We start from the raw sequence: 10,935 nt of genomic DNA on the forward strand, positions 1-10,935 counted from the left end.
ACCCCACGAGTTCACTCGCTCCGGTCGCCCCACGAGCCTGCTCGCTTCGCTGCGCGGCCTCGCGGGGACCCCGACCTACGCTCGCGAACTCGAGGGGGCCCCGGAATGAGCGTCACCGCCGCCCAGGGGTTCCGGGCCGCCGGCGTCACCGCCGGGCTCAAGTCCTCCGGCACCCCGGACCTCGCCCTCGTGGTCAACGACGGCCCGCAGCACGCGGCCGCCGCCGTCTTCACGAGCAACCGCGTGGTCGGCGCGCCGGTGATGTGGTCCCGACAGGCGGTGAAGGACGGCGTCGCGCGCGCCGTCGTGCTGAACTCCGGGGCCGCGAACGTGTGCACCGGGCCGGGCGGGTTCCAGGACTCCCATGCGACCGCCGAGAAGGTCGCCGACGAGCTCGGCATCGGGGCGATCGACGTGCTCGTCGCGTCGACCGGCTTGATCGGCGTGCGGCTGGCGGCCGAGAAGCTGCTGGCGGGCATCCCCGTCGCCGTCCGCGCGCTCGCGGACGACGAGGCCGGCGGCATGTCCGCTGCCACGGCGATCATGACCACGGACAGCGTGCCCAAGGCCGCGGTGCGCACGATCGAGACCGCCGACGGCACCGTCACCGTGGGCGGTATGGCCAAGGGCGCCGGCATGCTCGCTCCCGCGCTGGCCACGATGCTCTGTGTCATCACGACCGACGCCGTCGTGGACGCCGGGGCGGCCGACGCCGCACTGCGCGCCGCAACCCGCACCACGTTCGACCGGGTCGACTCGGACGGCTGCATGTCCACCTCCGACACCGTGGTGCTCATGGCCTCGGGCGCCTCGGGCACGACCCCCGACGACGTCGCGTTCGCCGACGCCGTGACCGCCGTCTGCGCGGACCTGGCCCGCCAGCTCGTGGCCGACGCCGAGGGCTCGTCCCACGACATCGCCATCACCGTGGCGCACGCCACGACGGAGGACGCCGGCCTGGCGGTCGCCCGCGCCGTCAGCCGGTCCAACCTGGTCAAGGCCGCGATCTTCGGCAACGACCCCAACTGGGGGCGCATCCTGTCCCAGGTGGGCACGGTGCCCGAGGAGGTCGCGCCGTTCGACCCGGCCGAGCTCGACGTGAGCGTCAACGGCGTCATGGTCTGCAAGGCGGGCGGGGCGCACGAGCCGCCCGAGAAGGTGGACCTCGCCGCTGCGCGCGACGTCGCGATCACGATCGACCTGCACGCCGGCGACGCCGAGATCACGCTGTGGACCAACGACCTCACGCACGCGTACGTCCACGAGAACAGCGCGTACAGCTCATGAGCAGCGACGTGGTGAACGGTCTGGAGCCCGGCCAGAAGGCCGAGGTGCTCCTCGAGGCGCTGCCCTGGCTGCAGGAGTTCGACGGCGCGCTGGTGGTCGTCAAGTACGGCGGCAACGCGATGGTCGACGACGAGCTCAAGGCCGCGTTCGCCCAGGACATGGTGTTCCTTCGGCAGGTGGGCCTGCGCCCCGTCGTGGTGCACGGCGGCGGCCCGCAGATCAACGCGATGCTCGAGCGGCTCGACATCCCCAGCGAGTTCCGCGGCGGGCTGCGGGTCACGACGCCCGAGGCGATGGAGGTGGTGCGCATGGTGCTCACCGGCCAGGTCTCGCGCGAGCTCGTGGGCCTCATCAACGCGCACGGCCCGCGCGCGGTCGGCCTGTCGGGGGAGGACGGCGGCCTGTTCGGCGCCACCCGCCGGCACGCGGTCGTGGACGGGGAGCCCGTCGACGTGGGCCTGGTGGGAGACGTCGTCGAGGTGCATCCGGCGGCGGTGCAGGACCTGCTCGACGCCGGGCGGATCCCGGTGGTCTCCACCGTGGCGCCCGACGTCGACGACCCCACCCAGGTGCTCAACGTGAACGCCGACACCGCCGCCGCGGCGCTCGCGGTCGCCCTCGGGGCCACGAAGCTCATCGTGCTCACCGACGTCGAGGGCCTGTACACGTCGTGGCCGGACAAGGACTCGCTGGTCGAGGAGATCGCGGCCCCCGCCCTGGCCGCCCTGCTGCCGAGCCTGTCCGCCGGGATGGTGCCCAAGATGGAGGCCTGCCTGCGGGCCGTCCAGGGCGGAGTGCCGCGCGCCACCGTCATCGACGGCCGCCAGCCGCACTCGGTGCTGCTCGAGGTCTTCACCACGCGCGGCAACGGCACGATGGTCATCCCCGGGCAGGCGTCGGTCGAGCCGGCGGTTGAGCCTGTCGAAACCCGGAGGCGGAACTCATGAGCGACGCAGCCCCCCTGGAGGCCGCGACCGGCGGCGCCGTGGCCGAGGCCTCGAACACCGACTCCAACGCAGCCTGGACGGACCGTTACACCCACGCGGTGATGGACACGTTCGGCCCGCCCCAGCGCGTGCTGGTGCGCGGCGAGGGTGCGTACGTGTGGGACGCCGACGGGCGCCGGCTCCTGGACCTGCTCGCCGGGATCGCGGTGAACGCCCTCGGGCACGCGCACCCCATGCTCACCGCCGCGATCAGCGCCCAGCTCGGCACGCTCGGCCACGTCTCGAACTTCTTCGCCACCCCCACGCAGATCGGGCTTGCGGAGACGCTGCTGCGGCTCGCGGGTGCGCCCGACGGCTCGCGCGTGTTCTTCACCAACTCGGGCACCGAAGCGGTCGAGGCGGCGTTCAAGATGGCGCGCCGCAACCGCTTCGACGGCGATGGCGGCGAGGGCGGCGATGACGGCAGGAGCGGCGTCGCGCGCACCCGCGTGCTCGCGCTCGAGGGCGGCTTCCACGGCCGCTCGATGGGCGCACTGGCCCTCACGGCCAAGGCCGCCTACCGGGACCCGTTCGAGCCGCTGCCCGGTGGCGTCGAGCACGTGCCGTTCGGCGACACCGCGGCGCTGGAGGAGGCCTTCTCCCCGGCCGCGGTGGCCGAGCGGGGCGGCGTCGCCGCGCTCGTCCTGGAGCCCCTGCAGGGCGAGGCCGGCGTGCGGGCCCTGCCGGCCGGCTACCTGGCGCACGCCCGCTGGCTCACTACCGAGGCCGGCGCGCTGCTCGTGCTCGACGAGGTCCAGACCGGCGTCGGACGCACCGGGTCGTGGTTCGCGTTCCAGCAGCCCGAGATCGGGGGCGGCGTGGTGCCCGACGTCGTGACGGTGGCCAAGGGCCTCGGCGGCGGCTTCCCGGTGGGCGCGGCGATCGCGTTCGGCGAGCGCGCCGCGACCCTGCTGGGCCGCGGCCAGCACGGCACCACGTTCGGCGGCAACCCCGTGGCGGCCGCCGCGGGCCTCGCGACCCTCGGCGTGATCGAGCGGGACGGGCTGCTGGAGAACGTGGGCCGTGTGGGCCACGAGCTGCGCACCGCGATCGAGGCGGGCGGCAACCCGCTGATCGACGGCGTGCGCGGCCGCGGCCTCCTGCTCGCCGTCCAGCTGACCCGTCCGGTCGCGGCGCAGGTGGCGGCGCAGGCGCTCGACGCCGGGTTCGTCGTCAACGTCGTCGCGCCCGACGCGATCCGGCTGGCGCCGCCGCTGATCCTCACCGCGGAGCAGGCGCGCGACGCCGCCCGCTTCTTCGCCTCCGTGACCGTCCCCGACACCACCGAAACCGCTGACCTGCCCGTTGAAAGGGAGCCCTGATGCCCCGCCACTTTCTCCGCGACGACGACCTCACCCCGGACGAGCAGCGCGAGGTCCTCGAGCTCGGCATGGCCTTCCGGGAGGACCGGTTCGTGCGTGCCCCGCTCGCCGGCCCGCAGGGCGTCGCGATCCTCTTCGACAAGCCGACGCTGCGCACCCAGCTGTCCTTCGCCACGGGTGTCGCCGAGCTCGGCGGGTTCCCGGTGGCCGTGGACGGCCGGCTCGCCCAGGTGGGCGTGCGCGAGTCCGTGGCGGACGTGACGCGGGTGCTCGACCGGCAGGTGTCCGCCATCGTGTGGCGCACCTTCGGCCAGGACCGGATCGACGAGATGGCCGCGGTCTCCCGCGTCCCCGTCGTGAACGCGCTCACCGACGGCTTCCACCCGTGCCAGATCCTCGCCGACCTCCTTACGGTCGCCCAGCACCGCGGCGGCATCTCCGCGCTGCCCGGTCAGCGCCTCGCGTACGTGGGCGACGCCGCGAACAACATGGCGGCCTCGTACCTGCTCGGCGGGGTCACGGCCGGGCTGCACGTCGCCGTCGCCGGGCCCGAGGGCTACCTTCCGCCCGCCGACGTCGTGGCGCGGGCGGAGGAGATCGCCCGCACGACGGGCGGCTCGGTGACCGTCACGACCGACGCCCGCGCGGCCGCCCGGGACGCCGACGTCGTCGCCGCGGACACCTGGGTCTCCATGGGCGACGAGGACGAGGCGGCCGAGCGGCTCGCCGCCCTCGACGCCTTCCGCGTGGACGACGCGCTGATGTCCGTCGCGGCCGACGACGCGATCTTCCTGCACTGCCTGCCCGCCTATCGGGGCAAGGAGGTCACCGCGGAGGTGATCGACGGACCCGCGTCGGTGGTGTGGGACGAGGCGGAGAACCGGTTGCACGCCCAGAAGGCGCTGCTCACCTGGCTGCTGGAACACCGATGAGCGCCACGGACAGCGCCGTGTCGTCCGGTCAGGCCACGGGGCCGACGACGAAGGCCGCCCGGCACGCGCGGATCGTCGACATCGTGCGGCGCACCGCGATCCACTCGCAGGCCGAGCTGGCCCGCGAGCTCTCCGACGCCGGCGTCACCGTCACCCAGGGCACGCTGTCGCGCGACCTCATCGAGCTGCGGGCCGAGAAGGTGCGCAACGCCTCCGGGTCGCTCGTCTACGCCGTGCCGGGTGAGGGCGGGGACCGCAGCGTCCAGGCGGCGGGCATCGGCGACGACGAGGTCGAGTACGTCGCGGCCCGCCTGGCCCGGCTGTGCAACGACCTGCTCGTCTCCGCGGAGGCGTCGGCCAACCTCGTGGTGCTGCGTACCCCGCCCGGGGCGGCCAACTACCTCGCCTCCGCCATCGACCACTCCGTCCTCCCGGGGGTGCTCGGCTCGATCGCCGGGGACGACACGATCCTCGTGATCGCCCGCGACCCGCTCGGCGGCGACGAGCTCGCCCGCCGGTTCCTCGAGCTCACCCAACCCTGAGGGTCGTGCCCGACCGGGCCGCCCCTGCCAGAATCGACCTGAACCCCGCGCCAGAAAGAGAAACTTGAGATGACTGATCGCGTCGTGCTCGCCTACTCGGGCGGCCTGGACACCTCCGTCGCCATCGGCTGGATCGCCGAGGCCACCGGCGCCGAGGTGGTGGCCGTGGCCGTCGACGTCGGCCAGGGCGGCGAGGACATGAACGTGGTGCGCAAGCGTGCCCTCGACTGCGGCGCGGTGGAGGCGTACATCGCCGACGCGCGCGACGAGTTCGCCGCCGAGTACTGCATGCCCGCCCTGCGGGCCAACGGCATGTACCTCGACCGCTACCCGCTCGTGTCCGCGATTTCGCGCCCCGTGATCGTCAAGCACATGGTGCGTGCGGCCCGCCAGTTCGGCGCCACGACCGTCGCGCACGGCTGCACCGGCAAGGGCAACGACCAGGTGCGCTTCGAGGTCGCGACGACGTCGCTCGCCCCCGACCTCAAGACGATCGCCCCGGTGCGCGACCTCGCACTCACGCGCGAGAAGGCCATCGAGTACGCGGAGCGCCACGACCTGCCGATCGCGACCACCAAGAAGAACCCGTTCTCGATCGACCAGAACGTCTGGGGCCGCGCGGTGGAGACCGGCTTCCTCGAGGACATCTGGAACGAGCCCACCAAGGACGTCTACTCCTACACCGACGACCCGACGTTCCCGCCGGTCGCCGACGAGGTCGTCATCACGTTCGACCAGGGCGTCCCGGTCGCGCTCGACGGCGTCGCCGTCACGCCCCTGCAGGCGATCCAGGAGATGAACCGCCGCGCGGGCGCCCAGGGCGTGGGCCGCATCGACATCGTCGAGGACCGGCTCGTGGGCATCAAGTCCCGCGAGATCTACGAGGCGCCGGGCGCGGTCGCGCTCATCGCCGCGCACCAGGAGCTCGAGAACATCACGCTCGAGCGCGAGCAGGCCCGCTTCAAGCGGACCGTCGAGCAGCGCTGGGCCGAGCTGGTCTACGACGGTATGTGGTTCTCCCCGCTGAAGAAGAACCTCGACACCTTCGTGGACGAGACGCAGAAGTACGTCTCGGGCGACATCCGCATGGTGCTGCACGGCGGGCGCGCCACCGTGACGGGCCGCAGGTCGGAGCAGAGCCTGTACGACTTCAACCTCGCCACCTACGACGAGGGTGACTCGTTCGACCAGTCGCACGCCAAGGGCTTCATCGAGATCTACGGCCTGGCCGCCAAGCAGGCCGCCGCCCGCGACGAGAAGTTCGGCAACGGCGTCGACTTCGGCGCCGGGGAGTTCTGATGGGCTCCGAGGTCACGCCCCCGGGCGGTGGCGCGGGGCCCGACGGCAAGCTGACCACGCAGGCCGACGACGTGTCCCTGTGGGGCGGCCGGTTCTCCGGCGGCCCGTCGCCGGAGCTGCGGGCCCTGTCCCAGTCGACGCACTTCGACTGGGTGCTCGCGGCCTACGACATCCGCGGCTCCCAGGCGCATGCGCGGGTGCTGCACGCCGCCGGCCTGCTGGACGACGACGAGCTGTCCGGGATGCTCGACGCGCTCGACCGCCTGCGCGCGGACGTCGAGTCGGGGGCGTTCCTCCCGGTCCTGGGCGACGAGGACGTGCACACCGCCCTCGAGCGGGGTCTCATCGAGCGGGCGGGCGTCGAGCTGGGCGGCAAGCTCCGCGCGGGCCGGTCCCGCAACGACCAGATCGCCACGCTGGTGCGGCTGTACCTGCGGGACAACGCGCGCGCGGTCGCCCTCCGGGTGCTCGACGTCGCGGACGCGCTGATCGTGCAGGCCGAGGCCGCCGGCGACGCCGTCATGCCGGGCCGCACCCATCTCCAGCACGCGCAGCCCGTGCTGCTCGCCCACCAGCTCCTGGCGCACGCGTGGCCGCTGCTGCGCGACGTCGACCGGCTCGTGGACTGGGACGTGCGCGCGGCGCGCTCGCCGTACGGGTCGGGGGCGCTCGCGGGCTCGTCCCTCGGGCTGGACCCGGCCGCGGTCGCGGCCGAGCTCGGCTTCGACGAGCCGGTGGAGAACTCGATCGACGGCACCGCCGCGCGCGACGTCGTGGCCGAGTTCGCGTTCGTGGCGGCGATGGTCGGCATCGACCTGTCCCGGCTGTCGGAGGAGATCATCCTCTGGAACACCAAGGAGTTCGGCTTCGTGCGGCTGGACGACTCGTGGTCGACCGGGTCGAGCATCATGCCGCAGAAGAAGAACCCGGACATCGCAGAGCTCGCGCGCGGCAAGGCCGGCCGGCTGGTGGGCGACCTCACGGGGCTGCTCACCACGCTCAAGGGCCTGCCGCTGGCATACAACCGCGACCTGCAGGAGGACAAGGAGCCGGTCTTCGACCAGGTGACGACGCTCACCGTGCTCCTGCCCGCCTTCGCGGGGATGGTGCGGACCCTGACGTTCGACACCGACCGGATGGCCGAGCTCGCGCCGCAGGGCTTCTCGCTGGCCACCGACATCGCCGAGTGGCTGGTGCGCCAGGGCGTCCCGTTCCGCGTGGCGCACGAGGTCGCGGGCGCGTGCGTCCGGGTCTGCGAGGCGCGCGGCATCGAGCTGTGGGACCTCACCGACGCCGACCTGGCCGCGATCTCCGAGCACCTCACCCCGGGCGTCCGGGAGGTGCTGAGCGTCGAGGGCTCGGTCGCGTCGCGCGACGCCGTGGGCGGCACCGCCCCGGCCCGGGTCGCCGAGCAGCTCGAGGCGGCCAAGGAGCGGTCCGCGGAGTTCCGCATCTGGGCGGATGGCTGACGATGGCTGACGATGCTCGATGACGGCACCGGACGACGTGCTCGACGCGCTCGCGGAGCGCGTCCGGTCCGCGGTGCCCCGGCTCCCCGGGGCCGGGGCACCGGAACCGTGGCGCCGCACGCGCCTCGTGTGCGTCGATGGGCCGGCCGGGTCGGGCAAGTCCACGCTCGCCACCCAGCTCGTCGCGCGGTTCGCGTGCCAGGTCGTGCACCTGGACGACCTCTACGAGGGCTGGGAGGCCGGGCCCGACGGCGGAGCGCGCCGCCTGCGTGAGTGGGTCCTGGACCCGCTCGCCGGGGGCCGGGCGGGTCGCTACCGGCGCTACGACTGGGTGGCGGGGGAGTACGCCGAGCCGCATGACGTCGAGCCTGGGCTGGTGCTCGTCGTCGAGGGCTGCGGCGCCGCGGCGCGGCAGGTCGACCCGTGGGTGGCGCTGCGCGTGTGGGTCGAGGCGGACGACGACGTGCGCCTGGCGCGGGGTCTCGACCGCGACGGCGCCGGCGCGCGCGACCACTGGGTGCGCTGGATGGCCGACGAGCGCGCCCACTACGCGGTCGAGCGCACCCGCGAGCGGGCCGACGTCCGGCTGGACGGGTTCGGCCGGTGTGCCGGGCCGGGAGATCGCGCCGACCGGTCGCGCAGGGCGTCATGATCGGGGGATGAGCGTCCCCGACCACGACTGGTACGACCGCCCCGTGCTCGAGGTCGCCCGCGACCTGTTGGGCGCGACCCTCACCCGGCGGACCCCGGAGGGCACGGTCGCCCTGCGCCTCACGGAGGTCGAGGCCTACGACGGCGGGCGGGACCCCGGCTCGCACGCGTTCCGGGGGCCCACGGCGCGCAACGCGACGATGTACGGCGAGCCCGGGCACCTGTACGTCTACCGGCACCTGGGCCTGCACCACTGCGTCAACGTGGTGTGCGGGCCGGTGGGCTCGGCGTCGGCGGTCCTCCTGCGGGCCGGGGAGGTCACCGGCCCCGTCGGCGCCGAGCTCGCCCGTCGCCGCCGCCTCGCACGGGGGGTGGTCCGCCACGAGCGCGACCTCGCGCGGGGGCCGGCCCGCCTGACGGTCGCCCTCGCGCTGGACAGGTCCGACGACGGCGCGGACGTCACCGTGCCGGGCGGCCCGGTGGAGCTGAGCGTCGGCGCGAGCGTCGGGTCCGCCTGCGTGGAGACCGGACCGCGCGTGGGGGTCAGCGGCGACGGTGGGCGCGGCGACCTGTACCCGTGGCGGCTGTGGCTTCGCGAGGAGCCCACCGTCTCCGACTACAGGGCCGTGACGCAGCGGAGGCCGAAGGCCGAAAAGCAGTCCGGGTGAGGGTGCGACGTCGGGCAGACTAGGCCTGCGGCCCGGCGACGGGCAGCGATCCGCGACCAAGGAGATGACACGGTGACCGACATCCTCGACGAGCTGCACTGGCGGGGCCTGGTGGCGCAGTCCACCGACGAGGCCGCGCTGCGTTCTGCGCTGGCCGAGGGACCCGTCACCTATTACGCGGGCTTCGACCCGACCGCACAGAGCCTGCACATCGGGCACATGGTGCAGCTGCTGAACATGCGCCGGCTGCAGCTCGCGGGGCACCGTCCCCTCGCCCTCGTCGGCGGGGCCACCGGCCTGATCGGGGACCCGCGGCCGACCACCGAGCGCTCCATGCAGTCGCGCGACGTCGTGGCGGGCTGGGTCGACCGGATCCGTGGGCAGATCGAGCCGTTCCTCGACTTCGAGGGGCCGGCCGCGGCACGCATGGTCAACAACCTCGACTGGACCGGGTCCATGTCGGCGATCGACTTCCTGCGCGACGTCGGCAAGCACTTCCGGGTCGGCACCATGCTGGGCAAGGACATCGTGGCGCGGCGCCTGCGTTCGGACGAGGGCATCAGCTACACGGAGTTCAGCTACCAGGTCCTGCAGGGCATGGACTTCCGCGAGCTCTACGAGCGGCACGGGTGCACGCTGCAGCTCGGGGGCAACGACCAGTGGGGCAACCTGCTGTCCGGCGTCGAGCTGATCCGCAAGACGGACGCCGCCGCCGTGCACGCCATGACGTCGCCGCTCATCACGAGGGCGGACGGCACCAAGATGGGCAAGTCCGAGGGCGGGGCTGTCTGGCTCGACCCGGAGCTCACCAGCCCGTACGCCTTCTACCAGTACTGGCTCAACACCGCCGACGCGGACGTCGTGAAGTACCTCAAGGTGTTCACCTTCCGATCCCGCGAGGAGATCGAGGCGCTCGCGGGGGAGGTGGCGGAGCGGCCGTTCGCCCGCGAGGCGCAGCGGGCGCTCGCGGGGGATCTGACCACGCTCGTGCACGGGCAGTCCGCCACCGACGGCGTGATCGCGGCGAGCCAGGCCCTGTTCGGCCGGGGTGAGCTGGCCGGGCTCGACGCCGCCACCCTCGGCGCGGCCGTCGCCGAGCTGCCGCGGACGGTCGCGAAGGCGGGCGACCTCGTGGTCGACGCGCTCGTGGGGTCGGGCCTGGTCCCGTCAAAGGCTGCGGCCCGCCGTGCGATCGGTGAGGGCGGGGCCTACGTCAACAACGCGAAGGTGGAGTCCGAGGACGCCGCCCTCCGCACGGAGGACCTGCTGCACGGCCGCTACGCGGTGCTGCGCCGCGGCAAGCGGACCCTCGCGGTCGCGATCGCCGAGTAGCACGCGGGAACCTGCACCCCGCACGCAGGGTGCGGACGGCAGGGCCCTGGGGCGCACCCTGCGCACCCCGGGGCCCTGACCCGTCTCTGCAGCGGCGACACCGGGACAAAGGCGCAGGTCAGGGGCCGATTTGGCCCTTCGGCCGAGGTGTGTGTAATGTTCTGGTCGTTCGCCCGACACGGAGAACGGACACCGAGGAGACGGCCGAGAGGCCGGGTACCGGTGGCCGGCCCAGGGCGGACATCCCGAATCCTTCTTCACGAGGGCGACGAGTGCGCTCTCGTTCGGGACGGGCGTTCGATCCATCCAGTTCAGGCTCCGGCCGGGATTTGACGGAGAGGGACGAACCGAGTAAGGTTGAGGGGTTGCCCCGGCGGGGTCAGGACGAAGGTCCTGGTCTTGTGGGTGTGCGTCGGTTGTTTGAGAACTCAACAGTGTGTTTGATAG

The 10,935-nt window shown here is 73.3% G+C and carries 10 protein-coding genes; all 10 read left to right on the plus strand.

What is annotated here, in order from left to right; all coding sequences use genetic code 11:
- Nucleotides 1–105: 105 nt before the first annotated feature.
- The 10 genes from argJ to tyrS all read left to right on the plus strand — a co-directional run bounded on the left by argJ (nt 106) and on the right by tyrS (nt 10,488).
- Nucleotides 106–1,287 carry a bifunctional glutamate N-acetyltransferase/amino-acid acetyltransferase ArgJ gene (gene argJ, locus AC1C2V_RS14975; protein WP_495390418.1) on the plus strand — a complete coding sequence of 394 codons (1,182 nt, stop codon included), beginning with the start codon at nt 106–108 and terminating at the stop codon, nt 1,285–1,287.
- Entirely contained in the window at nt 1,284–2,234 is a 951-nt protein-coding gene (argB, locus tag AC1C2V_RS14980) for an acetylglutamate kinase (protein ID WP_495390419.1), read from the plus strand. Before argJ ends, argB begins: the two co-directional genes overlap by 4 nt.
- Entirely contained in the window at nt 2,231–3,595 is a 1,365-nt protein-coding gene (locus tag AC1C2V_RS14985) for an acetylornithine transaminase (RefSeq protein ID WP_495390420.1), read from the plus strand. The genes argB and AC1C2V_RS14985 overlap by 4 nt, the downstream gene beginning before the upstream one ends.
- Nucleotides 3,595–4,527 (plus strand): ornithine carbamoyltransferase, encoded by a 933-nt coding sequence (argF, locus tag AC1C2V_RS14990; RefSeq protein WP_495390421.1) that lies wholly within the window; start codon nt 3,595–3,597, stop codon nt 4,525–4,527. Before AC1C2V_RS14985 ends, argF begins: the two co-directional genes overlap by 1 nt.
- Nucleotides 4,524–5,069 carry an arginine repressor gene (locus AC1C2V_RS14995; RefSeq protein ID WP_495390422.1) on the plus strand — a complete coding sequence of 182 codons (546 nt, stop codon included), beginning with the start codon at nt 4,524–4,526 and terminating at the stop codon, nt 5,067–5,069. The genes argF and AC1C2V_RS14995 overlap by 4 nt, the downstream gene beginning before the upstream one ends.
- Nucleotides 5,070–5,138: 69 nt before the next feature.
- Complete coding sequence (locus AC1C2V_RS15000) at nt 5,139–6,368, plus strand: argininosuccinate synthase (RefSeq protein ID WP_495390423.1); 1,230 nt, start codon at nt 5,139–5,141, stop codon at nt 6,366–6,368.
- Nucleotides 6,368–7,837, plus strand: coding sequence for an argininosuccinate lyase (gene argH, locus AC1C2V_RS15005; RefSeq protein ID WP_495390424.1), 1,470 nt, complete (start codon nt 6,368–6,370; stop codon nt 7,835–7,837). The genes AC1C2V_RS15000 and argH overlap by 1 nt, the downstream gene beginning before the upstream one ends.
- A gap of 19 nt (nt 7,838–7,856) precedes the next feature.
- The gene (locus AC1C2V_RS15010) at nt 7,857–8,489 is read left to right on the plus strand and encodes a uridine kinase family protein (protein ID WP_495390425.1); all 633 of its coding nucleotides are present in this window, start codon (nt 7,857–7,859) and stop codon (nt 8,487–8,489) included.
- A gap of 7 nt (nt 8,490–8,496) precedes the next feature.
- A complete protein-coding gene (locus AC1C2V_RS15015) occupies nt 8,497–9,156 on the plus strand; it encodes a DNA-3-methyladenine glycosylase (RefSeq protein WP_495390426.1) in 660 nt (219 codons plus the stop codon).
- A 72-nt stretch (nt 9,157–9,228) separates the two neighbouring features.
- Nucleotides 9,229–10,488 carry a tyrosine--tRNA ligase gene (gene tyrS / locus AC1C2V_RS15020; RefSeq protein ID WP_495390427.1) on the plus strand — a complete coding sequence of 420 codons (1,260 nt, stop codon included), beginning with the start codon at nt 9,229–9,231 and terminating at the stop codon, nt 10,486–10,488.
- Nucleotides 10,489–10,935 lie beyond the last annotated feature (447 nt).

This window comes from Isoptericola sp. Y541, assembly GCF_059445465.1.